A 25,076-nucleotide genomic window follows, 5' to 3' on the forward strand; every position below is an offset into this window, starting at 1 on the left:
AAGCGAACAAAAGAGAAAAGCATGTGACACTTTTGTCACACGCTGAACATGCTGACGGCATCGTTCTGTTTCGGAAACACCAAGGTAAAAACCGTGCCGCTTTCCGGCTCAGAGCGCACGCTGATCCGGATAAGAAGCGGAGCCGCGGCTTTTCGAGCCAAATACAGGCCCATCCCCGTTGACGCGTGATCACGCCTCATTCGCGTCGAGGTAAATCCCTTTTCAAAAATGCGCGGAAGATCTTTGGGCTCGATGCCGATGCCGCGGTCTTCGATATCCACATGCACCCGGCCGTTTTGTTCATAGCTTTTTACGGTAATGTCATCCGCTTCACTGTATTTGACGGCATTGCTTAACAGCTGCCTGATGATGAAGGAAAGCCATTTTCCGTCACTGTGAACGTCTGGTGAACCAAGCTGAATGTCAAACCCGATCCCTTTTTGTATACACCATGATTGCAGATTTTTAATTTCTTTGAAAACGAGCGGTCTGAGCTGAATTCGCTGGAATGATAAATCATTTTCAATAAAGGACAATCGTTTCTGATGAAGCTGCTGGTCCAGGAGATGGTGAATCCGCAGCCATTCATACAGCAAAGGGGCTTTCAGCGGCTGTTCATCAAGGCGCTCGATCATGAGATGCATCGCTGTCAGAGGTGTTTTGACCTCGTGAATCCATGACATCAGGTCATCCTTTTCATGCTCTGACGCCGCCTGAAGATCAAGTGAGCTTTTTCGTAATTGCTCTGTCTGCCCTTCAATGCTTTCTTCAACGATAGACTCAAACGGACTGTCAGGCGCTTTAAGATAAGACATGTCTAAATTGGCGTCCCACTCTCTTAAGCTTTTATAATAGGCGGTCTCTTTCCGATAGCGGAACAAGAGAAATACCAGAAACACAAGAAGCGACAGATAAACAAAATACAGCACTGAAAGAAACGGAATAGACGGATCAATATATGCCGCAAAAAGGAGCACAGCCTGCTGCAAAAGAAACATCGCGATCCAGCTTTTTCTTTCGAGCAGAAATGATTTAATCATAAAGACCGTCTTCTTCCTTTGCGATGTATCCCTGCCCCACCTTGGTTTCAATCATTTTCCCGATGCCTAATTGATCGAGTTTTTTCCGCAGCCGGTTGACATTCACCGTCAGCGTATTATCACTGACGAAACGCTCATCATTCCATAGGCTTCTGATGAGTTCTTCCCGGCTGACGATTTTATTTTTCTGATCAGCCAGCAGTTTTAAGATCAGCATTTCGTTTTTGGTCAGTTCGACCGAACCGTTTTTACGGCTGACCGTGTTGGTTTCTGTGTCAATAACCGCCCCGCACCATCTTTTCATCAGCGCCGGTTCTGTGCCGTATTGGTGCACACGGCGGAACACGGCCTGTATTTTCGCGATTAACACATCAAAGTGAAAAGGCTTCTGAATAAAATCATCTGCCCCGAGCTGCATCGACATGACCATATCCGCGGGATGATCGCGCGAGGACAAAAAGAGAATAGGCACGTTTGATTGGGAGCGTATCATCCTGCACCAATGAAAGCCGTCAAATTTCGGCAGCTGTACATCAATGATCACCAAATCAGGCTTGATTTCGGTAAACTCCCGGATGACCCGGCTGAAATCCTTTATTCCGTGCACCGCAAATGACCAGCCCGTTAATCTTTCTTTCATCTCGTGAAACAAAGTGTTATCATCTTCTATTAACAAAATGTGAAACATGGTATCCGCCCTTTTCTGATAGATAGAGGAAAAACCGGCTGATGTCCAGCCGGCTTTTTCCCTTTACAGTTCTCTTCTTAATGCGGTCAGAACGTTGGTTTTTGTCGCTTTGCGGGCCGGATTCATACCGGAAATCACCGCGACCCCCGCACAAATGACAACTGCGATCACAACGAGGCTGAGCGGGATATAGGAGAAGGTATAATGAAGATCTTCAGCTCCGGTGTTTCCCCCTACCGCTTTCAAGATAACCGGCACAGCCAGATTGACGGCAAAACTCACTCCGTAAGAAATGATAATCCCGATGACAGAACCTAATATCCCGATATAGGCGCTTTCCATCAGGAACATTCTGCGGATGATGGACGGGCTTGCGCCGATCGCTTTCATGATCCCGATTTCCTGCGTTCGTTCCGTCACCGCCATCGTCATCGTATTGAAAATACCGATGGCAGAAATCACGACGGCGATAAAGCCGACAAAGATCAGGCCGATTTTAAAGACGAGGAAAAAGGTGTTGACGCCCTTCAGCTCGGTTGTGACAGATCTGACATAAAAGCCGTCATCCGTGAGATCATGGGTAAGCTGATCGACATGATCGAATTTGTCTGCATACACATTGATGCTTTTTTCCGCATTTCCATTCTTCAGATCCAAGAATGTCGAGAAGTCTTTCTTGAATTGATCACTCACAAAAATATTTGTATCCTCCATCCAATCTTGGGACGGTTTTTTTGTAATTCCGACTACTTTGAAATCGTACGTTTTCGTTTTTTCAACGTCTCCGTCTTTGTTTGTTTTGGAGATGCTCAGCTGTATCGTTTTATTAATCAGGTCTTTCGTATAGCCTTTTGGTTTTTTCACCTCCGACATGTCGCCTTGGTGATCCTTTAACTCTTTGTCGTAAGCGTCAGCCTCTTTTTTCGTCAATAGGTTCTTCGCAAAATCATAGCCGACCACGATTTCATTCTCTGTACGGGCGACCCTTCCCTGATCAAGCTCCATATTGGCTTTGACTTCATCGTTCATGTTTGTCAGCACAATGGCTGAATCTTCATTTGTTCGGTTTCCTAACGACGCTTTATTCGGTTCATACACTTGTGTTCTTTCAACGACAGACTTGACATTTTTATACTTTTCCAAGTCTGATTTCTTCACGGCTTTTCCGTTCTCTTGGCCGAGCACATTGATTTCCGTAACAATCTGCTGGCTCATCGTAATGTCTGTAATCGTTTTTTGGATGCCGAATCCGACGGACGCCAGCACGACCAAAAACGCGCACGCCATTGTCGTTGCCAGCACCGTCATGAAAACACGCAGCCGGTTTTTCTTCATATTTCTTCTGATAAAGTGAATCTGATCCTTAAATCTCAACAGTAACGCCCCCTTTTAATACACCGTCATGCAGCTGGAATTTTGAATGCGCGATCGAAGCGACTTCATCGTCATGCGTAATGATGACAAATGTAATCCCGCGCTCCCGGTTCAGCTGCTGAATTAACGCAAGCACCTCAAGCTCCGTTTCTGAATCGAGGCTTCCCGTCGGCTCATCAGCTAAAATAATCGACGGATTTAAAATCAGGGCTCTTGCGATACTGACACGCTGCTGCTGGCCGCCTGACAGCTCATTCGGATAATGATTCGCATGATTCTCAAGTCCGACCCGTTTCAGCATGTCCGCGACTTTTTGCTTGCGTTCAGACGGTTTGACGCCTTTTAAGGCAAGCGGCATTTCAACATTTTCATAGGTTGTCAGACTCGGAATGAGCTGAAAACTTTGAAAAATAAAACCGAAATGCCCGAGGCGGAACTGCGCCCACTCTTTTTCACTGAAGCCCGTCACATCAGTGCCATTAATGACGATACGACCCTTCGTCGGCGCTATGTATCCGGAAATTAAATTCAGAAGCGTTGATTTTCCGGAACCGCTCCGCCCGACGATACAGGCGATTTCCCCTTTTTCAACGGTCAAAGAGACATCCTTCAATACCGGAACCTCACTCTCTCTGCCTTTCCTGCCGATTTTAAATGAATGATCAATATGCTGTACTTCTATCATGTACACCACTCCCCCTTATATCTGTTTCGTTTTTTTATAGATGAAGTAATAACTGATGAAAAACCCGATCACCGCGCCGATAAGCATGCCGAATATGTAACCGGTATACGAACCGTTATAAGCATATCCGCATACCCCCGCACTTCCCAGCATACTGAGCACCATGACGAGCACTTGAATGGTGCGTTCAATGTGTTTGCTTAGGATAAAATGTCCGCTTCGTTCACTCGGCATTTTCAGGAAATTCGCATAGCCGAATAGATAGAAACAAAATCCCATAATTGCGGAAATTAACAATGCGTGTTTCATGTAATACATCCATGAGGTATGGATGTAAGCGGCAGGCATGAAATAGATCAGAAATCCGCTCCAAGGGAAATCAATATCCGGCACAGCCTGCCTGCCAAAAAGGAACTCAGCGTTTAACAGGTAAATCGTCATAACCACGATCGGAAAGACGGAAACCGTGAACGCCGTGATCAGCTGCGCCGCTAAATTGCCCGTTATCGTGCCGGCAGCTGTCACTAATGCATAAATCATCAAGCTGATGACCAGCATCCCTGAGCTGAATGATTGAAAATGATGGACAGCGTCAGGTTTAAGCGCTAGAAACAATAGGTCAGATACTCCGTAAGAAACAAACTGCGAGCCGGCTAACACGGCTGCTCCCAAGAAAAACTTCGTATGAAATATCCGGCTTCTCGAATACGGAAGACTCAGTGTAAACATCCTTTCAGCCCGGCCTGCTCTTATCAGAAAAAGCCCCATAACAACCGGCGGAATGAAATGAAGCCCAATCAAATTCCGATAATTGCTGTAATCGATGCTGAATGTACAAACTGACCCCGGGTACAGCTGAAGTGCACGTAAACAATCCTTATAGTGAAAATACTCATTTATAATTGCCAAAGGGCCTAAGATAGATAAGAACCCCGCTGTAAGCAGCAGCAGCGTCTGCCGCTGCTTACATTCTTTATAAAGCAAACCGCTAATCGGCACCTTGCCTTCCTCCAAACTGCTCATTTTCAAACGGATCTACATATGCTTTGACTGCCTGTAAACCGTAAAATAACTGATGAAAAACCCGATAACCGCGCCGAAGATAATGCCGGCTAAATAGCCGAACATCGTGTCTGTGACCCCATATCCGAAAACGCCGAAACCCATAACGGCAAACGCAATCACCAAAATCTGCACCGGACGGTCCAATTTTCCCCATAGAAAGAATCTGCCGTTCCGTTCATTCGGATGTTTCAGAAAGCTGACGTAACCGATCAGATAAAAGACAAGACTCATCACCATCGGAATGATTAAAACCAAATCCCTTTCTCTGATCCATTCGTTAAACACATATCCAATAGGGGTTACAAATATAAAAAGACGGGATTCGATATAACTGCTGATAAAAGAAAATTGATCTCCCACACTAAAACCGAAAACGACCTCCAAATTCGCGGCCGGCAGACCGATGAGTAAAAAAGGCAGAATCGTTACGGTAAACGCCGTTAACAGCTGGGCGAATATATGTCCCGTTATTGCTCCGGATGCCATTAACAAGGCGTAAGCCATAAAACTGATGACAATCATTCCGATTGAAAAATGATCAAAATCGTACGTATGGCTCGGTTTCAGCAAAGATATCAGCAATGACGCCGCTCCATAGCCTATCGCCTGAGGAACAACAATGACTGCCCCGCCGAGCCAGAATTTAGTCTGAAAGATTTGGCCTCTGCTGTAAGGCATGCTTAACAAAGCATCCATCGTTCCCTTTGTCCGTTCCAAGCCTAATAAGAAGACGGCAATGATGACACTCACAATCCAGCTGAAGGAAAGAAGCGACCCATTCGTATAATTGACAACGAATTCACAATCTTGAAGAGCTTGGTTATTCAAACATTCTTGATATGTTGAGTAGTTGTTATAAATCAAAAAAGGGTTTGCCGCCATTAAAAGAATGCCGCTGCATATAAACAACCACTGATTTTTCTTCCATTCTGTGTACAACAATCCCTGCGGTATCATTCCGGTCCTCCTTTCTTACACATGCTTCGTTTTTTTATATATGGCAAAATAACTGACCAAAAATCCGACCGCTCCTCCGACCAGCATCCCGGCCACATACCCTGTCACCGTATGTCCCGTCGAGTACCCCGCCAGGCCAAAACCGAGAACGGCGATGATGATCACCACAATCTGAATGGGCCGGTCAAGCTGTCTCCAGAGAAAAAAACGGCCGTTCCGTTCCACCGGCTGCCTGACATAGCAAAAGTACCCGATGGCATAAAATACAATGCTCATCACTGCCGGAATGAGTAATATATACTTGCTGGCAGATACCCAATCTGTATCCATGTACATGATCGGATTCAAATATCGAAAAAGATTGTATACTTTGATATAAGCATCCACTGACGGCATCAGCTCATACATGCCGGCTCCGAAGATGACTTCCGCATTGGACAGCGGCAACGTAATGATCAGGTATGGTGATATCGACACGGCAAACGCCGTTAACAGCTGGGCGAACGTATTCCCCGTTAAGCAGCCTGCGCTCGCGACCAATGTAAAAGCCAAAACACTCACAATAATCTCTCCGACGCTGTAATGGTGGAAGAAATATACACGCTCAGGCTTTAACAGAAGAATGAGCAGCTCAGCCAGCCCGTAGCCGATCACCTGAGCGCCGGTAATGACCGCCGCTCCGAGCCAAAATTTAGTGTGGAACACCTGAGCGCGGGAATAAGGCAGACTGAAAAGCGCATCAATCGTACCTTTCGTACGCTCCAGTCCGAATAAGCAAACCGCCAAAATCACAGCGGGCGCCCAGTTTAAGTTCAGCATTCCGCTATCCAAAGAATTCACATAAAACTTACAATATGCTCCGCGGGTGTCCAGACAGCCTTGGTAGACCAGATAGGTATTTAGCACTTCAAATGGATTGACCGCCGCTAAAAAAATGCCGACCATCACAAGAACAGTTCGATTCTGCACCCATTCCCTGTACAGCAATCCCCTGTCTACCATCTCCGGTTCCCTCCAAACTTCGCGATGAAAACTTCTTCTAAGTTCACAGGAAGCTCGTTCCATACTTTAGGCTGCAGCTCTTGCAGAAAGTTCTTTTTCTTCTCATCGTTCTTTTGAATCAGCACTGTATAAAACACGCCTGCATGGTCGAGGATCGGTATGTTTTGTTCTCTGATCATCAAGTTGACATCCTCTTCAAATGCCATTTGGATTTTCATGTATTCTTCCTTCATATCATCCAAGTCCATCACATTCGTCAGCTGATTTCCTTCCAAAAACCCGATCCGGTTGCACATTCGCTCAATATCTTCTAAACGGTGTGAGGTAATCAGAATGCTCGTTTCCCGTTCAGCCACTTCATCCACCATAAGCTGAAGCACGTCATGACGCGTTACGGCGTCAATTCCGTCCGTCGGTTCATCCAAAAGGATAAGAGCCGGCCGTGAAGCAAAGGCAAGGACGAGCGCAAGCTGTTTTTTCAGGCCTGTGGATAATTCACGGTATTTCTTCGTTTCCGGAATGCCGTACCTGTTCATCAGCTCATTGGCGTAAGTCACATCAAAATTCGGATAGATTCTGCTTACAATCGCAACAAGCTGTTTATATGTATACTTGTCATAAAAAGGATTTTCAACAGGCATATAAATGATATTCTGTTTGACTTTCGGATGACGCTTTATTTCCACCTGATTAAATAAAACCGTCCCTTGATCCGGAAGCAGAATCTGCTGAATGAGCCGGAGCAGTGTTGTTTTCCCTGATCCGTTCCGCCCGAGCAGCCCGAAAATTTCCCCTTTTCCGATGGTGAGCGAAATATCTTTGAGCACTTCTTTACCGTCTATCGTTTTTGAGAGATTCCGCAATTCAATCATGATCCTTGCCTCCTTTCACATCAGCGCTGATTTCCTTTATCCATTCCTGCAGCTTCTCCAGCTCAACTCCCGCGTAATGGGCATCGATGATGAGCTGTTTCAATTGCTCTTTTATCATCGTCATCTTCCCTTCAACCAATGTCGTTTTTGCATTCTCCGATATATACGTTCCTCTTCCCCTCAGCGTTTCAATGACACCGTCGCGTTCGAGCTCCTTGTACGCTTTGCTGACTGTGTTCGGATTGGCGATAATAATCGTTGCCAATTCCCTGACAGAAGGAAGTTTATCCCCCGGCTTCATGATCCCTTTTAAACAAAGCTCTTTCAATTGCTGTATGATCTGCTCATAAATCGGAGTTGAGCTTCTCGGATCGATTTGAATCATTTACTTCCCTTCTTTCTTTTACGAGCTGCTCTCTTTCTTTAAATGTTCTGCCATTGAAAACCGATGACGACAAGAACGGCAAACAGACTGCTGGCCAAAACCGAGGCGGCGATAATAAGAGGCACATCTTGTTTTACGGATCTTTTGTTTTTCATGAAAGTTCCCCTTCCCTATGCTTAACATTTATATGTCGATTTCATTTTTTGAGTGTTTTATGTGTATTACATCAAGTAGTACACGTAATACAATAAACACACTCAGGCCTATTGTCAATTCTTTTTTAAAAGAAATACAAAAAACCCGCCGGGATTCCGGCAGGTTTGCTGAACCATTTGAAACGGCGCGGTCAGTAATCAAAATTACGCTGCAAAATCATATTGTTTTGCAAGGTCTGCAGCTGCAATCTCATTCTGTAAAGCTGCTCTCTTTGCTGATCATTCGCAGATAATGACAGCTTGTTTAATTCATTCACCGCGTTTTCAAGCATCATTTGCGCTTCACTGTATTCATTATCATTATAATGCTCTTGTTTTGAAGCGGTCATAAATTGCTCATTCGCAAATTCATACGCCTGTTCGCTTCTTTGGAGATGTTCATCTACTGATTGTCTTGTTGCCATTAAACAGTCCTCCTATTGATAATGTCATATCAATAGTATTTCTTATTCCAAATAAATTCTCACAAGAAATATCAGGTAATTCATTCACAAGACAGAGATGGCATAAAATACGATTAAATGTAAAACTTAATCAAGACAGAATGAAGTCTTTATAAAAAGCCTTCATTTCAGAACGCTAACTTAATTCTTCTTTTATTAAAAACATTATAATTTTTCCACATCACCCACAAGATCTTCGGTTCGCTTTAAATTGTTCACCATCAAATTATCTTTTTTGTGTAAAACACCCAGGATTCATCAGATTTTTTTGGGTATCCAATTCATTAGACGTTCTGTTTTTATTAGCTTTAATTATCATCCCGAAACTAACACCAAGGTTATAAAACCACAACCTTTTTTAATCATCCCCATCTAAGCCTGGAACAGCTTTAAATTTTTTCAACAAACCGTTCAAAAGAGAATCGAATTTTGAAGAATTAAGATAATAGTATGTTTTATTTTGATTTCTCGTACTCTCAACTAAACCTTGCAATGTCAAAATTCTCATATGGTGTGAAATCGTTGCGTTGGTTAAATTTAGCTGTTCAGCAATCTCATTAGCATACATTTTTTTATGACTAAGTAAGATTAATATCTTGAACTTACTTTTATCCGATAAAAGCTTCAAAAAATCAATGATGTGATTAATCTCTGCTTTCTCTAATGTATTTTCAAAAATTTTATCAACTTTATAACCCAGTCCAACATAAATGTTATCTTCACTTTTCGTAATAGTTGCAGTGTAAGGTAAAAGTGTTGGATATATATTAATATAATTACAAGATAAGTATTCCTTACCTTTTAACGTACTGATTATCTTTTTTGGAAAATCCATATTTATGTTTTTTAATTGATTCATCCACTCATCTCTAAATTTAATTAAATTATAAATCGCATCGTTAAGATAACCATTCACCAATATTAATTTATTGCAAAATTGATCTACATAAGTTTTAGGAGATTTCATTACCTGAAATATGATCCACTTGAATTCGGGCTTTATATTTAGATTATTAAGCAGCTCAAATAAACTTTCCCTATCATTTAAATACTGTTGGGTAGATGTTTCGGTTTTAAGATCTCCTTGTAAATAAATTAGAGACTCTAAAATATTTTTTCTTATCTCTTCTTCTGTAACTGCAGACAAATAATTAATAATTTCAAAAAAATCTTTCGTATAAATTTGTGGTATTTTAAAAAAGGTTGTGGCTAAACAAAAAATATTTGCATTCCTAACATCTTTGTAGTCGCAAAAGCTGCCAAAATAAAAATGTAAAAACTCACTATCTAACTCTTTTATTCTTTTAAGATCATCTAGTAATACAAAATATTCATTATCTAAATTCAGCCCCAATTTGGTTGTATAATCGTTGAAGAATTCCTCGTGTTTTAAGAATAGAATAGAGGATATCTTGTCAAAGAATTCTGAAACACTGTCATTAATTATTAACCGCACTTTTTCACACCCCATAAAGTCTTTTTCCACAAGGAAAACGTTGTACTATCTTCATGCCAGACATTTTACATTTTTAATATTATCAATCAAAAGGGAACTTTCAAAGAATATTCATTTCTAATTTTAAAGAATTTTCCTTTAAGCACATACCTGACTTAGCATTATCATGAGCAGTCCTAGATTTATTAGACTTGCCTCACCTCATGCTAAGTGTTCTCCTCATGTCACACTCTTCAGAAATCCTTAATTATCTCAGCTAGTTTACAGGTCAATTTTAGCTCTTATTGAGTTATTTCAAGTTACAAAATTGTTGAATTATAAAAATATGATTTCGAGATAAGTGGATGAAAAAAACAATTTATGAATAATATTGACACCTCTTAAGATTACACTTATCATGTTTTTAGATAAATATCAAATTCAAATTTAGATTAATATCTAATGGAGGTTGTAGTTTTGAATTTCAAAAAATTAATTATGTTATCTGCATTATTATTAGGTACATTCATTTCGGTAATGGACACCACTATAGTAAATATTGCCTTACCTAAGATGCTGGATTATTTTTCGAGTAACCTTTCTCAAGTAGCTTGGGTGGCTACAGGTTATACTTTAGCTTTTGCGGTTTTATTAGTAGGTGCATCAAAGCTGGCAGACCATTTTGGAAGAAAAAAAGCTTTTATGTTTGGATTAGCACTTTTTATTTTGACATCAGTTATTGCATGTTTGAGCACTTCAATTGAAATGCTTGTCACAATTAGAGTGATTCAGGGATTATCTGCTGCTTTCATTGTACCTGTTACAATGCCTATAGCTTTAGCTATCGTACCTCAAAATAAAAAAGGAATGATCATTGGAATCTGGGGTGCTTTCTCAGGATTAGCAGCTACATTAGGACCTGTACTTGGAGGATTATTAACTGAAAATTTTAATTGGCAAGCTATCTTCTTCATAAATATTCCTTTAGGTCTGATTTCTCTGTTTTTAGCAGCATTTTTTATTACTGAGAGTTATGATGAAACAGTGAGCAAAAAAATTGATTACATGGGGATTCTTATTTTATCCGGAGCTCTCTTCTGTTTAACCTTTGGCTTTGCAAAAGTATCTGACTTAGGCTGGTCATCACCAGTAATTATCTCTCTTTTTGTAATCTCTGTATTATTATTCTGTTTGTTTTTCTTTATTGAATCTAAAATTAAAAACCCGATGATTCCCTTATCCATGCTGAAGATACGTACGTTTAGTTTCAGTTCTTTCACCCTCTTTATGCAGGGCCTTGGATTAACAAGCGGTACCCTTATTATTACTTTACTCCTCACGAATTTAATGGGAAAAACTGAATTAGAAGCGGGGTTAATTGTTTCTACATTAGCTCTATCATCTATGTTTACCTCTGTACTTTCTGGAAAGCTATCTGATAAACTCGGGGGCATTTGGCTTTCGGGTCTAGGTATGCTCGGTTTAACAATCACAACATATTTATATGGATACATACGATACGACAGTTCTATAACGTCAGTAATTATTCTGTTATGTTTGACCGGCTTAGCTTTAGGGCTTGTGATAGGACCAGCAATGAGTTCAGGGATACGGCTTATTCCTCCTGAGAAAGTAGGAATTGCCTCAGGTATTCTTAATATGATGCGGACAGTTGGACAAGCGCTAGGCATTGCCATACTTACATCTGTGCTTACAATGAATATAAATGATCACACAGCTACTGCGAAAAAAGAAGCCATTAAAATTGTGGAAAGCAATCAGGTTTTTGATAAAAATGCAAAGAACGAGATAATAACTCACTTAAAGCATTCAGACAGTAGAGGTTTCGATCGAAGCAAAAGTATTGCTGAATTAAACAAAAAAGAGGAAGAAATTCTCTCTATAACCCCGGATCCGTATAAAGAAAAAGTACAAAAAAGCTTCAATATTCAAAAGAAGGAAGTTATGGCTATTCAGAGAAAAATTTCAAATTTATATAATGAAAAAATAAGTGACAGTTTTAATAATACATTCAAAGTAGGCAGTGTAATTCTTATTTTAGGAATTATTTTTGCATTGTTCAGTGATATTTCTCCAAAACGTTTAAAACAACAACAGAAAAACCAGGTAGATATTACGTCCTGACCGTTCCATAATTGTTTCATTGTTCCGCTCCATCATTCATGCTACAATTTTAGGATGCATCTGATGTGAGGGAGGCTTTTTGAACATTGAACGAGAATAACCCTTTTCCTTATTCAAATACGGAAAAACGGTACCATACATTAAATTATCATCTGCGGGAGCATTTCGGGCATAAAGTGTTTAAAGTCGCGCTTGACGGCGGTTTTGACTGCCCGAATCGGGACGGCACGGTTGCACACGGAGGCTGCACATTCTGCAGCGCGGCGGGCTCCGGCGATTTTGCCGGCAATCGGGCCGATGACTTACTCACGCAATTTCACGATATCAAAAACCGCATGCACGAAAAGTGGAAAGACGGCAAATATATCGCATATTTCCAAGCGTTCACGAATACGCATGCTCCGGTAGAGGAGCTGCGTGAAAAATTCGAATCCGTCCTCAAGCTTGACGGCGTTGTCGGCATGTCGATCGCGACCCGTCCGGACTGCCTTCCGGACGATGTCGTGGAATATTTGGCCGAACTGAATGAGCGGACCTATTTGTGGGTTGAACTCGGGCTGCAGACCGTGCATGAGCGGACCGCCCTTCTGATCAACCGCGCCCATGATTTTGACTGCTATGTTGAGGGCGTCAATAAACTGAGGAAACACGGCATCCGCGTTTGTTCCCATATCATTAACGGGCTTCCGCTTGAAAACAGGGACATGATGATGGAGACGGCCAAAGCCGTCGCTGATTTGGATGTGCAAGGCATTAAAATTCACCTGCTTCACTTATTAAAAGGCACACCGATGGTGAAGCAATATGAAAAAGGAAAGCTGGAGTTCCTTTCTCAAGAAGAATATGTAAGTCTTGTATGTGATCAGCTCGAAATCATTCCCCCGGAAATGATTGTTCACCGCATTACGGGAGACGGGCCGATCGAACTAATGGTCGGACCGATGTGGAGCGTCAATAAGTGGGAAGTACTGGGCGCCATTCAAAAAGAGCTGGAAACACGGGGAAGCTATCAAGGGAAGCTCTTCAGAAAGATCGGGGAGGAGACCTCCCTATGACCTTGATGCACATCCTCCCTTTCAGTAAAGAATTGCTGAAGTCCGCCGCACAGGAAGGTGATATCACGGTTGACGCGACGATGGGCAACGGACATGATACATATTTTCTGGCCGGCCTTGTCGGTGAGACAGGACATGTTCATGCTTTTGATATTCAAGCGGACGCACTCGCTAAAACGAAGGAGCGGCTCGGTGCCGACTTCGGCCCGCGCGTCACGCTTCACCATAAGAGCCATGATCAAATAAAGGCATCGCTGCCTGAAGATGCGCACGGTCGTGTGGCTTGCGCCGTCTTTAATCTCGGCTATCTGCCCGGCGGCGATAAAAGCATTACGACAAACGGTCACTCAACCATTTCCGCGATCGAACAGCTCCTTGAACTGCTGAAGGAGAACGGGCTGATCGTTCTCGTTGTGTACCACGGGCATCCTGAAGGCAAGACGGAAAAAAGTGCATTACTGGAGTACTGCAGCAATCTTGATCAGGAAAAAGCGCGCGTGCTGAGCTACGGCTTTCTCAACCAGCGAAACGACCCGCCGTTTATTATAGCGATTGAAAAGAAATCTGCCGGCAATTAAAGAATCGGCCTGTCATAAGCGGGCCGACTCTTTTTGTGTTTACTTTTCAAGAAAAATCAATTACTATGAAATAATGGAAAAAAGCACATCTTTTAAGTGTAACATCTGGGAGGAGCGGCAGTTTGAATATTCTTCGCATCATATTTTCAAGTGTTCCCTATGTGATGTTCGTCATCATTTTATCAAGACATTTAGGATTTGAGTTCGCAAAAACCTATTACTGGTGGTTTGCTGCATTTTTTGTCATCGGGCTGATCGGCAAATTCGCAATGCACCTTGCGGCAAAAAAGAAACCGTTAAAAAAAGAGACAGCGTAAAATGCGCATGTCTCTTTTTATTTACTGTTTTGCAGCACGCTGCGTGTATAAGCGGGATTGTTTGTAAAGACACCATCTGCTTTTTGTTTCAGCATAATAGGCGTCAGCGTATGCTCGTCTTCCTTATCAAAAAACACGTGCACTTTCATCTTATTGTGATGAATGCGCTTCACGACTGCTTCATTTGCCAATTTGGCGTTGAGCCCGACTGTATCAGCATACGTTCTGATGGTTTGCAGCTGCTTATCATTTATCTCCTCAGCCTCGTTATCTTTTAATAATCGGACAAGAGGAACTTTTTTATTCATAGATCGAACTTTCTTTAAGCTCTTCCCGCTAAAAGACTCAATGACTGCTTTATGGCTGGAAATCAGCTTATGTTTTTGTAATATGTCAATCAGTTTCTTTTCCATCACCAGACTGCCGTTGCTTTCTCTTGTCTCAATATAGTAATTGGCAGTTTGTCCGAATTTCTGTATGATTTCTTCTAATGTTAAAATTTTTTCTCCTTTTCCCGCATTCAGTTTCTTAATCTGAGCCAAAGACAGATCATCTGTCATCCCTTTACCATCTGTTGTCCGATCTACCGTTTTATCGTGAATTGCAATCAGATGGCCGTCCTTTGTCTCCCGTAAGTCTATCTCAATATAATCTGCTTTGTCTTTAATGGCACGCGCATAAGACAAAGCTGTATGTTCCGGCTCAATCGAAGAAGAGCCCCTGTGCGCTATCAAGACAGGATGATAGCCGGCGGAAGCATGGATGACGGAGCAGCCTCCGGAAATGGAAAGTAATGCTATGACCGCTAAATACTTTAATTTTTTCATAAAATTAAAGTATCATATTCTGCAGGCGCAAACAATGTTTCATTTCATACTTCACGTCATAAATAAAAAACTGCGCCGTCATGATTTACACGAGAGGCGCAGTTCACCCATTACGAACTTTTCGTCCAAGCCATCTTCTGAAATTTGCGGTAGGCTCTTCCGTTGATATAAAAGAAAAATGACGTTTTTCCGCTTGCCCTGATCAGCTTTCGCGCGAGGCGGCCCATTTCTTTTTGGCCGGCGACTTTGTCATCGGATAAATAGACGCCGAGCAGCCCCCTGTTGATCAGCCGGTGAAAATTTTCATGCGGAATGCCTTTCAAATGTTCATCCGCTTTTTCAATAAAATGCTGCAGTCTCTGCATCATTTCTTCATGAGACTGATAATAGGTACAGAAATTCAGATCGCCTTCAAGCAGATCCTCTTCCTGGTCAATTAAATAATCGAGCAGTATATGCAGCCCTTGTATGTACGGAAAATAACTGCTGCGGATTTTCTCAGCGGTAAGTTCGTTAAAATCAGGCTGGAACGAGTAAGCAACGAGACAGAAAATGCCTAACGTCGATCCGGCGCAGGCCGAGAATTCAAACCACTCCATTTCCGGAAGCTGTGACCGGTACTGCTCAAACCAGCCTTTAAGCCTCGGAACGCGTTCATGCTCAACGACATGCTTATGAACCTGAAGATCGCAATAATAATCACATAGCTCAAGCAAATAAGGTTTAATGATACCGTAATGTTCTATTGACCCGAGCACCCGCTGGCATGTTCTGACCAGCTCATGAAGATAACCGCCGTCATCCCGCTCCTCTCTGTACTGATAGTACGGCCGCACCTCGGCACCGACCGTCAGCGCGTCACGCATGGAGAGATGAAGCATGCGGAAGTCCTCGGGATCAAGCGAGGTGCTGCGGTCGCACAGATTGTCCAGATAATCACTGATTGTCTGATACGCGATGATAAATTGCACGCATTTCTGTTTTTGTTCTCCCGAAAGCAGGGCTAAAATGCCGCCTCCTTCACAATGAAACGATTTATCGCGGATACTTGCGGCCGCCTGCTGCCGCAGTTCGGTATTTTTAATGGAATCTGATTTTTCCCGCCACATGTTCAATTCCTGATGAACGAGCGGAAAAATTTCCCGATACACTTTTGCCATAAGGTTAAAAGGATGTTCCGGTACTGTCAACATATGCACCCCCAGCGAATTCAAATATACTGATCTGTAAAGGCTTTTGCCGCCTTAAACACAGTTTCTCTTTCCGGTTCATTAAAAATTTCATGATAAAGCCCTTCCCATTCCCGGTACGATTTATTATGGGAAGCCACACCGGAAAACCATTTGCGGACCTTCATTTTATCGACGATTTTGTCATCACCGCCCTGCATAAGCAAAAGCGGCACCTTTAAAAACGCATCAGTCGGCACCATAGCGGCATCAATGGTTTTTAAAAGCTCTCTGTACCATCTTACGGATACCTTCGTGACATATAAAGAGTCGTTTTGATCCGCTTCAATCATATCCGCATTCCTCGTTGCCATATCAGGTGATAAGCCGGAATCCACTCTGAGGGACGGAGCGAGGACGTTCAGTCCTTTAGACGCAAAATCAAGGACTTTATTGACTTTTATTTGCAGACCCAGACAAGGTGATGATAAAATGAGTGCCGTAATGCGGGGATTTCTCTGCTGCTTAAACCATTCTATCGCAATCAGTCCGCCCATGCTGTGGCCCAAAAGGAAAACGGGCGCTTCAAGCGTTCTCGCTTTATCAATCCATATATCTACTTCATCAATGTATTCTTGGAAAGAGCGAATATGCCCTCTGGCGCGGGTCGACGTTCCCTGACCGGGCAAATCGCCCATCACCACGTTATATCCGGAAGATCTCCACATTTCAACGAGCCATTTATAACGCCCGTGGTATTCGCTCGCCCCGTGGATAATGACAATGGTACCGACGGGCCTGTCTGCTTTCCAAGTCCACATGCAGTTCACCTCTTACATAAATTTAGAGAAAGAAGGATGAGACATGATAATCTACCCTTATAAACAATTTACGCCTGACATACATCCTGAAGCGTTCATTGCGGATAACGCCGTCATTACGGGCGACGTCGTGATCGGAGAACAATCAAGCATCTGGTTCTCGGCCGTCATCCGGGGGGATGTTGCGCCGACAAGGATCGGAAAAAGAGTCAGCATACAGGACTTGAGCTGTCTGCATCAAAGTCCGAACCGCCCGCTTCTTATTGAAGATGACGTCACGATCGGCCATCAGGTTACACTGCACAGCGCAATCATCAAAAAGAATGCTTTAATCGGTATGGGCTCCGTCATTCTTGACGGGGCGGAAATCGGAGAAGGCGCGTTTATCGGCGCCGGAAGTCTCGTTCCTCCGGGCAAAACCATTCCTCCCGGCTGTCTTGCGTTCGGCCGGCCCGCAAAGGTTATCCGCCGGCTGACAGAAGAAGACATACAGGACATGGAAAGAATCAGAACGGAATATGTTGAAAAAGGCCGATATTATAAAACACTGCAAAAGAAATAAAAATAGATCAGCTTTGTTTTTACTACTGTACCATTTTTCAAAATATTATTTAAGTAAAAACCATTTGCATTCTCCCGATTGTCAGGAAACAGAAGCAAAATGTTCAGGAATTTGTTTTATTCTTCCCCCGCCGGCCCGATCCTATGAAAAAAAGAGCCCATGTCCCGGGCTCTTTTTTTACGCTTTTTCGGCGAATGTCTGTCCGTTTTCCAGACCTATGTCTTTTCTTTTATGGAAACCTTTCCCGTAATAGGCGGCTAATAATATGCCGAACCAGACAGGACCGATGATGACGGCCACCCTGGTCTCTGCATCAAAAGCCATCAGCACAACGACAAAAGCGAGAAATGCCAGCGAGATATATGAGGAAAAGGGGTATAAAGGCATTTTATATTTCAGTTTTTTCCGTTGTTCCGGCTGTAAGCTTTTACGGTATTTCATTTGGGAAAGCAAAATAATCGACCATGTCCAAATCGCCCCGAACGTCGCAATGCTCGTCACCCACGTAAACACTTTCGCCGGCACCACGTAGTTCAGCAAAACGCCGATGCACAACGCGCCCGCTGAAACCAATACCGCTTTTCCCGGCACACCGCCTTTTGTGACCGTACCGTATGCTTTAGGCGCTTCATTTTGCTCCGCCAGATTGAACAGCATGCGCCCCGTGCTGAAGATCCCGCTGTTGCAGGAAGAAAGAGCCGCCGTCAATACGACAAAATTAATGATTCCGGCTGCAGCGGGGATTCCGATTTTTTCAAATGTCAAAACAAACGGGCTTCCGCCTGAACCGATTTCCTGCCACGGATAAATTGACATAATGACAAACAAAGCTCCGACGTAAAAAATGAGAATGCGCCAAAAAACAGTATCTATGGCCCGCGCCAGTGATTTTTCCGGATTTTTGACCTCACCGGCTGTGACACCGATCAGCTCAATCCCGAGATAGGCAAACATGACCATTTGAAGCGACAGCAGCACCCCTTTAATCCCATTCGGGAAAAAGCCGCCGTGGCTCCATAAATTGCTGATTCCGAGCGCAACGCCTCCGTTACCGAGACCGAATACGATCATCACCAGACCGATCGCGATCATTGACAGAATCGCCAAGACTTTAATGAGCGCAAACCAGAATTCAAGCTCACCGTACGCTTTAACCGCCAGAAAGTTGACAGCCGTCATAATGACGAGTGCACAAAGCGCCCAGATCCATGACGGCACGTCAGGGAACCAGTAGCCCATATAAATGCCGACCGCGGTGATTTCCGCCATGCAGGTAACAACCCATAAAAACCAATAATTCCAGCCTGTTAAAAACCCGGCAAGCGGACCGAGATAATCTCTGGCATACCGGCTGAATGAGCCGGCTACAGGCTTTTGAATCGCCATTTCCCCTAATGCCCGCATAATAAAAAACATAATCAGTCCGCTGCAGGCGTAAGCGGCTAAAATCCCCGGCCCGGCAAGCTTTATGGCAGAAGCCGACCCGAGAAACAGCCCGACTCCAATCGCGGCGCCCAACGACATAAGCGAGATATGCCGCTCTTCCAAGCCGCGGTGAAGCGTTTTTTCTTTGTTTTGCATAACTCTCCCTCCCCCTGATTTTGACAAAGAAACAACAAACCGAGACGAAATAGCCAGAAAACACTTTCCGGAATCTACCCGATTAGTCCTATTATAACCTTTTTCTGAATATTGCGTAATACTTTGTCGAAAACAGAGCGGAATAGACGGTTTACAAAAAAACAATAGAAAAAAGGCTTTCGATAACATCGAAAGCCTTTTGGATTAAACGAAAATGACTTCTTTCGGCTGATGATTCAGCTCTTCCGGCACCAGTCTTTTTTCAACATTGATGCTGTGCCAGATCATGAAGATCAGCACGGTCCAGATTTTGCGGCTGTTGTCCGCTCTGTCGGCACAATGATCTTCTAGAAGCTGAAGGACATAATCCTTTTCAATATAAGCATCTGTTTCACTTTCACGAATGATGTTGCGAACCCATTCGTTCATTTCATTTTTCAGCCAGTGGCGGATCGGCACAGGGAAGCCGAGTTTTTTGCGGTTAAGCACATGATCAGGCACTACCCCTTCAGCAGCTTTGCGCAGAAGGTATTTCGTCGTGCCGTTTTTCGTTTTCAGTTCATCCGGAATTTTAGAAGCCACGTCAAACACGACTTTATCAAGGAACGGCACGCGCAGTTCCAATGAGTTGGCCATCGTCATTTTGTCAGCCTTTAACAGGATGTCGCCGCGCATCCACGTATGGATGTCAACATACTGCATTTTATTAATGTCGCTGTATGAACGGCTTTCCGTAAAGTACGGCTTCGTGACATCACGGTATGAAAGCTCTGGATTGTAATGTTTGAGCAGCTGTTTTTTCACGGGCTCTTCAAAAATCTTCGCATTACCGATATAACGCTCCTCAAGCGGTGTGCAGCCGCGGACTAAGAGGCTTTTCCCTCTCATTCCTTCAGGCATGACGGACGCCACATGAAGAAGCATTTTTTTCAGACCGGACGGAATGCGTTCAAACGGTTTAAGCGAAAGCGGTTCGCGGTAAATATTGTACCCGCCGAACAGCTCGTCCGCGCCTTCCCCGGATAACGCGACCGTTACATGTTTTTTCGCTTCTTTTGCGACAAAGTACAAAGGAATCGCCGCCGGATCTGCAAGCGGGTCATCAAAGTGCCAGACGATTTTCGGAAGCTCGTTCATATACTCCTCAGGAGAAATGACTTTGCTGATATTTTCAATCCCGAGCGCGGCAGCCGTTTCCTTCGCTACGTCAACCTCACTGAAGCCCTGCTGCTCAAAACCGACGGAAAATGTTTTAAGGCTCGGGTGAAATTCTTTCGCAACTGAGACGATAAAAGAAGAGTCGATACCGCCGGATAGAAACGAACCGACAGGAACGTCACTTCTCATGTGAACTTTGACAGAGTCAAAGATTGCGTCTCTGACTTCTTTCACCAATTTATCTTCATCAGACTGAACAGGCTTGAAGTTCGCTTTGAAATATGTTTTAAACGCGATGTCGCCTTCCGGGCGGATCGTAAACTGGCTGCCCGGCTCGACTTTTTTCACTTCAGCGTCAAGCGTGCTCGGTTCAGGAACGAATTGGAAAGACATATATTGCTGTAAAGAAGCTGTATCAAGATCAATGCCGTTTTGAGCGGCCATTAAACTTTTTCTTTCAGATGCAAAATATACTTTGTCCCCGATGGTTGTGTAATACAGCGGCTTAATGCCGAACGGGTCTCTCGCGCCGTACATAACGCGGTCAGCTTTGTTCCAGATTAAAAACGCAAACATTCCGCGAAGCTTTGAAGCGGCTTCTTCTTTATAATGACGGTATGTCGCAAGGAGCACTTCAGTATCGGAATCTGTATTGAAAGTGTAGCCTTTCGCTTCAAGCTCTTCTCTCAATTCAATGTAGTTATAGATTTCGCCGTTAAAAATGATCCAATATTTTTCGTCTTCATATGATAAAGGCTGTCCGCCGTTTTCTACGTCAATAATACTGAGCCGTCTGAAGCCGAATCCGACGTGCTCGTCATGATAATACCCATCGCTGTCAGGACCGCGGTGAACGATCATTTGGTTCATTTGTTTGATTAGCTCTTCTTGATCTGCGGTTTGAGTTAATGGATGCTTATTAAAAACACCGACAAATCCACACATAGTATAGCCTCCATAAGTGTAATTTTCTAATTGGACCCCCTTTTTATAGACGCTGTGTTACGCCATTGGTTTCACGCTATGTAAAAATAAGCATGGCAGCATCTACAAAAAGGGAAAGCCGCTTAAGTAAGCGGCTATAAAATTATTCTCCTAGTGCTTCTTTACGAAGCGCATCCGCCTTGTCAGTACGCTCCCAAGGAAGATCCACATCATGACGTCCGAAGTGGCCGTAAGCAGCAGTCTGCTTATAGATCGGGCGGCGCAGATCAAGCATTTTAATAATGCCGGCAGGTCTCAGGTCGAAGTTATTCCGTACGACTTCGATCAGTTTTTCTTCAGAAGCTTTTCCTGTATCAAATGTATTGATGGAAATAGAAACAGGCTGTGCCACGCCGATTGCGTATGCAAGCTGCACTTCACAAGAATCAGCAAGGCCTGCTGCCACGATGTTTTTCGCTACGTATCTCGCAGCGTATGCCGCAGAACGGTCTACCTTCGTCGCATCCTTACCGGAGAATGCGCCGCCGCCGTGGCGTGCATATCCGCCGTATGTGTCAACGATGATTTTACGGCCGGTAAGACCCGCGTCACCTTGAGGTCCGCCGATTACGAAACGTCCCGTAGGGTTGATGAAGTATTTTGTTTCTTCATCGATCAGTTCCTCAGGCACGACAGGATTAATGACATGCTCTTTCAGATTGCGCTGAATCTGCTCAAGCGTAATTTCCGGGTGGTGCTGAGTTGAAATAACGATCGCGTCGATGCGGACCGGCTTGTTGTTTTCATCATATTCAACGGTAACTTGCGTTTTGCCGTCAGGGCGAAGATACGGAAGAATGTCTTCTTTGCGGACTTCGCTCAAACGGCGGGCTAATTTATGCGCCAAAGAGATCGGAAGCGGCATAAGCTCTTTCGTTTCGTTACACGCATAACCGAACATCAGGCCTTGGTCTCCCGCTCCGATTGCTTCGATTTCAGCATCGCTCATTGTGCCTTCACGCGCTTCAAGAGCCTGATCGACACCCATTGCGATATCCGCAGACTGTTCATCAATTGATGTTAAAACAGCGCAAGTCTCCGCATCAAATCCGTATTTGGCGCGTGTGTAGCCGATTTCTTTAATCGTTTCACGGACTGTTTTCGGAATGTCAACGTATGTTGATGTAGTAATCTCTCCGCTTACCAGCACAAGTCCTGTCGTTACAGATGTTTCGCAGGCCACGCGCGCGTTCGGGTCATTTTTTAAAATCTCATCTAAGATACTGTCAGAAATTTGGTCACAGATTTTGTCCGGATGACCCTCAGTAACAGATTCAGATGTAAATAGTCGACGGTTTTTACTCATTCACTTTTCCTCCTGAAAAAAGATCTTTTGCAAGACCTTCTCATATGATACGGAACTCGCTCCCTCTTAATACAATGTCATACTATATCAGAGAATGTTAATTGGCATATTTTATGAAATAAAAAAACCTTTTCCACTCGAGGAAAGGGTTTGGTCTGTGTGCCTTTCACTCTTATCGCTCAAGGAAAATATTAAACCTTGCATCAGGTTAGCACCTTGGTTTCCCACAGTGTTTTCACCTGCTTTTTTACAGAGAAACCGGTTGCTGGGCTTCATCGGGCCTGTCCCTCCGCCAGCTCGGGATAAGAGTATCCGCTCAATGAAATATCTTATCGTAAAAGGGCGGAAAGTGTCAATATGAATTAAAGCGATTACGCGCCTTTATTTCGGGAAGCAATGGAAAAACACAAACAAAAAACCGCAAATAGTATAGACTATTTTCAGATATATGTTATACTAATTCCACATTCAGCGAAATACAAATAAACCGGCAAAGGAAGGTTTTTATGAAATTAGTTGATTTAACCGCAGATCTTCAAGCATTACTTGCAAGTCCGAATGTGCATCATAATTTATCGGCTCCAAAACTTACCGAAAAAGTGATCAGCCGAAATGAAGGAACGCTGACATCAACGGGCGCCGTACGCGCCACCACCGGCGCATATACAGGCCGGTCACCTAAAGATAAATTTATCGTCCGTGAACAAAGCACAGAAAATCAAATTGATTGGGGCGCGGTGAATCAGCCCATTTCTGAAGAGGCATTTGAAAAGCTGTACGCCAAAGTCGTCAGCTACTTAAAACAGCGGGATGAACTGTTTGTGTTTGAAGGATTCGCGGGAGCGGATGAAAAATACAGACTCCCGATTACAGTCGTAAATGAATTTGCGTGGCACAATTTATTCGCGCGCCAGCTGTTTATCAGACCGGAGACGGATGAAAGAGACAGGCAAGCGCAGCCTTTCACCATTCTCTCAGCTCCGCATTTTAAAGCAGATCCCGAGACAGACGGCACGCATTCGGAAACATTTATCATTGTCTCTTTCGAAAAGCGCGTCATTTTAATCGGCGGCACCGAATACGCCGGAGAAATGAAAAAATCAATATTCTCCATTATGAACTTCCTGCTTCCGCAGCAGGATATACTGCCGATGCACTGCTCAGCCAATGTCGGTGAAAAAGGCGATGTCGCCCTGTTTTTCGGCCTTTCCGGCACAGGGAAAACGACGCTTTCAGCCGATGCGGACCGCAAACTGATCGGCGATGACGAGCACGGCTGGTCAGATTCCGGCGTTTTCAACATTGAAGGCGGATGTTACGCTAAATGTATCAATCTGAGCGAGGAAAAAGAACCGCAGATTTTTCGTGCGATCCGCTTCGGGTCTGTTCTTGAGAATGTCGTGCTTGATGAAAAAACGGGTGAAGCGGATTACGACAATTCCTTCTACACGGAAAACACAAGAGCCGCATATCCGATTGAGATGATCGGCAATATCGTGCAGCCGAGCATTGCCGGCCATCCGCAGGCGATCGTCTTTTTAACGGCGGACGCATTCGGCGTGCTCCCTCCGATCAGCAAACTGACGAAGGAACAGGCGATGTATCACTTCTTAAGCGGGTACACCAGTAAACTCGCGGGAACCGAGCGCGGCGTGACATCTCCGCAAACGACTTTCTCGACGTGCTTCGGTTCACCGTTCCTTCCGCTTCCGGCGCATGTATATGCCGAAATGCTCGGGCATAAAATCGACGAACACGGCGTTCAAGTCTTCCTGGTCAACACAGGCTGGACCGGCGGAGGGTACGGAGTCGGAGAACGGATGAAACTTTCGTATACAAGAGCGATGGTCAAGGCCGCTATTGAAGGCAGACTGAACCAGACTGACATGACGGCAGACAGCATTTTCGGCCTGCGCAGTCCCGTTCATGTTCCGGGCGTTCCGGATGAAGTTCTTCAGCCTGAAAACACATGGAGCGATAAACAGGCATACAACGAAAAAGCGCTGTTTTTAGCCAATGAGTTTAAAGAAAACTTTAAAAAGTTTTCCCATGCGGACTCGATTGCCAAAGCCGGCGGACCTCTCGTGTAATCAAAAAAGCCAAGGGCGTTTATGCCCTCGGCTTTTGTTTTTTCAGTTTGTCGAATGAAGCGACGTGAGTCTGTATGTAATGCTTGTCCGGCCGTTCGCCCATTCGAGCTTTTGGACCTCGCCGGTGCCGGATTTCTCGCCGGTTTTCGTTTTGCGCACGTCCATCGGAATATCAAGAGGATAGACGCGGTAGCCCTCTTTCTCCAATAAAAAGATATTTTCCTCTATCCGTTTTTCATTGCCTTTTGTCACAATCATGGTATTAAATTCAACAGGCATTCCCAAAATGAAAATCCCCTTTCATTCTCTTATTCTTTATTAT

24 protein-coding genes and 1 riboswitch are annotated in these 25,076 nt (G+C 44.0%); of the genes, 6 read left to right on the top strand and 18 right to left on the bottom strand.

Features of this window, described 5'->3' with window-relative positions; genetic code table 11:
- Window positions 1–35 precede the first annotated feature (35 nt).
- The 11 genes from NYE50_RS16130 to NYE50_RS16185 form a co-directional block, all read right to left on the bottom strand.
- Entirely contained in the window at window positions 36–1,040 is a 1,005-nt protein-coding gene (locus NYE50_RS16130) for a sensor histidine kinase (protein ID WP_159354495.1), read from the bottom strand.
- Window positions 1,033–1,728, bottom strand: coding sequence for a response regulator transcription factor (locus NYE50_RS16135; RefSeq protein ID WP_159354496.1), 696 nt, complete (start codon window positions 1,726–1,728; stop codon window positions 1,033–1,035). The genes NYE50_RS16130 and NYE50_RS16135 overlap by 8 nt, the downstream gene beginning before the upstream one ends.
- Window positions 1,729–1,791: 63 nt before the next feature.
- A complete protein-coding gene (locus tag NYE50_RS16140; RefSeq protein WP_159354497.1) occupies window positions 1,792–3,102 on the bottom strand; it encodes an ABC transporter permease in 1,311 nt (436 codons plus the stop codon).
- Complete coding sequence (locus NYE50_RS16145) at window positions 3,092–3,787, bottom strand: ABC transporter ATP-binding protein (protein ID WP_007408816.1); 696 nt, start codon at window positions 3,785–3,787, stop codon at window positions 3,092–3,094. The genes NYE50_RS16140 and NYE50_RS16145 overlap by 11 nt, the downstream gene beginning before the upstream one ends.
- 15 nt (window positions 3,788–3,802) lie before the next feature.
- Window positions 3,803–4,786, bottom strand: a complete 984-nt coding sequence (locus tag NYE50_RS16150) for an ABC transporter permease (protein WP_159354498.1) — start codon at window positions 4,784–4,786, stop codon at window positions 3,803–3,805.
- A 36-nt stretch (window positions 4,787–4,822) separates the two neighbouring features.
- Window positions 4,823–5,809 carry an ABC transporter permease gene (locus NYE50_RS16155; RefSeq protein WP_159354499.1) on the bottom strand — a complete coding sequence of 329 codons (987 nt, stop codon included), beginning with the start codon at window positions 5,807–5,809 and terminating at the stop codon, window positions 4,823–4,825.
- Window positions 5,810–5,824: 15 nt separating this feature from the next.
- Complete coding sequence (locus NYE50_RS16160) at window positions 5,825–6,811, bottom strand: ABC transporter permease subunit (protein ID WP_159354500.1); 987 nt, start codon at window positions 6,809–6,811, stop codon at window positions 5,825–5,827.
- Window positions 6,805–7,683: an ABC transporter ATP-binding protein gene (locus NYE50_RS16165; protein WP_015418048.1), complete on the bottom strand. Its 879-nt coding sequence runs from the start codon at window positions 7,681–7,683 to the stop codon at window positions 6,805–6,807. Before NYE50_RS16165 ends, NYE50_RS16160 begins: the two co-directional genes overlap by 7 nt.
- Window positions 7,676–8,068 carry a GntR family transcriptional regulator YtrA gene (gene ytrA, locus NYE50_RS16170; protein WP_003152275.1) on the bottom strand — a complete coding sequence of 131 codons (393 nt, stop codon included), beginning with the start codon at window positions 8,066–8,068 and terminating at the stop codon, window positions 7,676–7,678. Before ytrA ends, NYE50_RS16165 begins: the two co-directional genes overlap by 8 nt.
- 346 nt (window positions 8,069–8,414) lie before the next feature.
- On the bottom strand, window positions 8,415–8,687 hold the full coding sequence (locus NYE50_RS16180) for a YtzC family protein (RefSeq protein ID WP_003152272.1): 273 nt from the start codon (window positions 8,685–8,687) through the stop codon (window positions 8,415–8,417).
- Between the two features lie 397 nt (window positions 8,688–9,084).
- Window positions 9,085–10,197, bottom strand: coding sequence for an ArsR/SmtB family transcription factor (locus NYE50_RS16185; RefSeq protein WP_094296097.1), 1,113 nt, complete (start codon window positions 10,195–10,197; stop codon window positions 9,085–9,087).
- Window positions 10,198–10,638: 441 nt separating this feature from the next.
- Here NYE50_RS16185 and NYE50_RS16190 point away from each other — a divergent pair, with 441 nt between their 5' ends.
- The 4 genes from NYE50_RS16190 to NYE50_RS16205 all read left to right on the top strand — a co-directional run bounded on the left by NYE50_RS16190 (window position 10,639) and on the right by NYE50_RS16205 (window position 14,256).
- Window positions 10,639–12,306, top strand: a complete 1,668-nt coding sequence (locus NYE50_RS16190) for an MFS transporter (protein WP_159354502.1) — start codon at window positions 10,639–10,641, stop codon at window positions 12,304–12,306.
- Window positions 12,307–12,392: 86 nt separating this feature from the next.
- On the top strand, window positions 12,393–13,361 hold the full coding sequence (locus NYE50_RS16195; protein WP_061862501.1) for a TIGR01212 family radical SAM protein: 969 nt from the start codon (window positions 12,393–12,395) through the stop codon (window positions 13,359–13,361).
- A complete protein-coding gene (locus NYE50_RS16200; RefSeq protein WP_159354503.1) occupies window positions 13,358–13,939 on the top strand; it encodes a tRNA (mnm(5)s(2)U34)-methyltransferase in 582 nt (193 codons plus the stop codon). Before NYE50_RS16195 ends, NYE50_RS16200 begins: the two co-directional genes overlap by 4 nt.
- Before the next feature lie 122 nt (window positions 13,940–14,061).
- Complete coding sequence (locus NYE50_RS16205) at window positions 14,062–14,256, top strand: hypothetical protein (RefSeq protein ID WP_003152265.1); 195 nt, start codon at window positions 14,062–14,064, stop codon at window positions 14,254–14,256.
- Window positions 14,257–14,273: 17 nt separating this feature from the next.
- Here the strand turns inward: NYE50_RS16205 and NYE50_RS16210 are convergent, their stop codons facing one another.
- The 3 genes from NYE50_RS16210 to NYE50_RS16220 form a co-directional block, all read right to left on the bottom strand.
- Window positions 14,274–15,083: a glycerophosphodiester phosphodiesterase family protein gene (locus tag NYE50_RS16210; RefSeq protein ID WP_014418692.1), complete on the bottom strand. Its 810-nt coding sequence runs from the start codon at window positions 15,081–15,083 to the stop codon at window positions 14,274–14,276.
- Window positions 15,084–15,193: 110 nt separating this feature from the next.
- Window positions 15,194–16,273, bottom strand: coding sequence for a tetraprenyl-beta-curcumene synthase family protein (locus NYE50_RS16215; protein WP_159354715.1), 1,080 nt, complete (start codon window positions 16,271–16,273; stop codon window positions 15,194–15,196).
- A 20-nt stretch (window positions 16,274–16,293) separates the two neighbouring features.
- Window positions 16,294–17,073: an alpha/beta hydrolase gene (locus tag NYE50_RS16220; RefSeq protein WP_003152261.1), complete on the bottom strand. Its 780-nt coding sequence runs from the start codon at window positions 17,071–17,073 to the stop codon at window positions 16,294–16,296.
- Window positions 17,074–17,119: 46 nt separating this feature from the next.
- Here NYE50_RS16220 and NYE50_RS16225 point away from each other — a divergent pair, with 46 nt between their 5' ends.
- Entirely contained in the window at window positions 17,120–17,635 is a 516-nt protein-coding gene (locus tag NYE50_RS16225) for a gamma carbonic anhydrase (RefSeq protein ID WP_026092272.1), read from the top strand.
- 177 nt (window positions 17,636–17,812) lie between these two features.
- Here the strand turns inward: NYE50_RS16225 and alaP are convergent, their stop codons facing one another.
- The 3 genes from alaP to metK all read right to left on the bottom strand — a co-directional run bounded on the left by alaP (window position 17,813) and on the right by metK (window position 22,664).
- Window positions 17,813–19,216 carry an alanine permease AlaP gene (gene alaP, locus NYE50_RS16230; protein WP_017418420.1) on the bottom strand — a complete coding sequence of 468 codons (1,404 nt, stop codon included), beginning with the start codon at window positions 19,214–19,216 and terminating at the stop codon, window positions 17,813–17,815.
- A gap of 204 nt (window positions 19,217–19,420) precedes the next feature.
- Window positions 19,421–21,319 carry an asparagine synthase (glutamine-hydrolyzing) gene (asnB, locus tag NYE50_RS16235; RefSeq protein WP_003152255.1) on the bottom strand — a complete coding sequence of 633 codons (1,899 nt, stop codon included), beginning with the start codon at window positions 21,317–21,319 and terminating at the stop codon, window positions 19,421–19,423.
- Window positions 21,320–21,461: 142 nt separating this feature from the next.
- The gene (gene metK / locus NYE50_RS16240; RefSeq protein ID WP_003152253.1) at window positions 21,462–22,664 is read right to left on the bottom strand and encodes a methionine adenosyltransferase; all 1,203 of its coding nucleotides are present in this window, start codon (window positions 22,662–22,664) and stop codon (window positions 21,462–21,464) included.
- Window positions 22,665–22,833: 169 nt separating this feature from the next.
- Window positions 22,834–22,973: riboswitch (SAM riboswitch) on the bottom strand.
- A 197-nt stretch (window positions 22,974–23,170) separates the two neighbouring features.
- Between metK and pckA the strand changes: the two genes are divergently transcribed.
- Window positions 23,171–24,754, top strand: a complete 1,584-nt coding sequence (pckA, locus tag NYE50_RS16245) for a phosphoenolpyruvate carboxykinase (ATP) (protein ID WP_015418055.1) — start codon at window positions 23,171–23,173, stop codon at window positions 24,752–24,754.
- Window positions 24,755–24,796: 42 nt separating this feature from the next.
- On the opposite strand, the gene NYE50_RS16250 is transcribed toward pckA, so the two are convergent.
- Window positions 24,797–25,039 carry a DUF2584 domain-containing protein gene (locus tag NYE50_RS16250; RefSeq protein WP_003152249.1) on the bottom strand — a complete coding sequence of 81 codons (243 nt, stop codon included), beginning with the start codon at window positions 25,037–25,039 and terminating at the stop codon, window positions 24,797–24,799.
- Between the last annotated feature and the right edge of the window lie 37 nt (window positions 25,040–25,076).

The sequence above is a fragment of the Bacillus sp. EU55 genome, assembly GCF_038005925.1.
Classification (GTDB): domain Bacteria; phylum Bacillota; class Bacilli; order Bacillales; family Bacillaceae; genus Bacillus; species Bacillus velezensis.

What these genes read in the sequence shown, in the direction of transcription:
- NYE50_RS16160 (WP_159354500.1), bottom strand. Translation starts at nt 6,811, where the DNA reads ATGGTAGACAGGGGATTGCTGTACAGGGAATGGGTGCAGAATCGAACT.
- NYE50_RS16145 (WP_007408816.1), bottom strand. Translation starts at nt 3,787, where the DNA reads ATGATAGAAGTACAGCATATTGATCATTCATTTAAAATCGGCAGGAAA.
- NYE50_RS16185 (WP_094296097.1), bottom strand. Translation starts at nt 10,197, where the DNA reads ATGGGGTGTGAAAAAGTGCGGTTAATAATTAATGACAGTGTTTCAGAA.
- alaP (WP_017418420.1), bottom strand. Translation starts at nt 19,216, where the DNA reads ATGCAAAACAAAGAAAAAACGCTTCACCGCGGCTTGGAAGAGCGGCAT.
- ytrA (WP_003152275.1), bottom strand. Translation starts at nt 8,068, where the DNA reads ATGATTCAAATCGATCCGAGAAGCTCAACTCCGATTTATGAGCAGATC.
- NYE50_RS16165 (WP_015418048.1), bottom strand. Translation starts at nt 7,683, where the DNA reads ATGATTGAATTGCGGAATCTCTCAAAAACGATAGACGGTAAAGAAGTG.
- NYE50_RS16155 (WP_159354499.1), bottom strand. Translation starts at nt 5,809, where the DNA reads ATGATACCGCAGGGATTGTTGTACACAGAATGGAAGAAAAATCAGTGG.
- NYE50_RS16180 (WP_003152272.1), bottom strand. Translation starts at nt 8,687, where the DNA reads ATGGCAACAAGACAATCAGTAGATGAACATCTCCAAAGAAGCGAACAG.
- NYE50_RS16130 (WP_159354495.1), bottom strand. Translation starts at nt 1,040, where the DNA reads ATGATTAAATCATTTCTGCTCGAAAGAAAAAGCTGGATCGCGATGTTT.
- asnB (WP_003152255.1), bottom strand. Translation starts at nt 21,319, where the DNA reads ATGTGTGGATTTGTCGGTGTTTTTAATAAGCATCCATTAACTCAAACC.
- NYE50_RS16210 (WP_014418692.1), bottom strand. Translation starts at nt 15,083, where the DNA reads ATGAAAAAATTAAAGTATTTAGCGGTCATAGCATTACTTTCCATTTCC.
- NYE50_RS16220 (WP_003152261.1), bottom strand. Translation starts at nt 17,073, where the DNA reads ATGTGGACTTGGAAAGCAGACAGGCCCGTCGGTACCATTGTCATTATC.
- NYE50_RS16200 (WP_159354503.1), top strand. Translation starts at nt 13,358, where the DNA reads ATGACCTTGATGCACATCCTCCCTTTCAGTAAAGAATTGCTGAAGTCC.
- NYE50_RS16135 (WP_159354496.1), bottom strand. Translation starts at nt 1,728, where the DNA reads ATGTTTCACATTTTGTTAATAGAAGATGATAACACTTTGTTTCACGAG.
- pckA (WP_015418055.1), top strand. Translation starts at nt 23,171, where the DNA reads ATGAAATTAGTTGATTTAACCGCAGATCTTCAAGCATTACTTGCAAGT.
- metK (WP_003152253.1), bottom strand. Translation starts at nt 22,664, where the DNA reads ATGAGTAAAAACCGTCGACTATTTACATCTGAATCTGTTACTGAGGGT.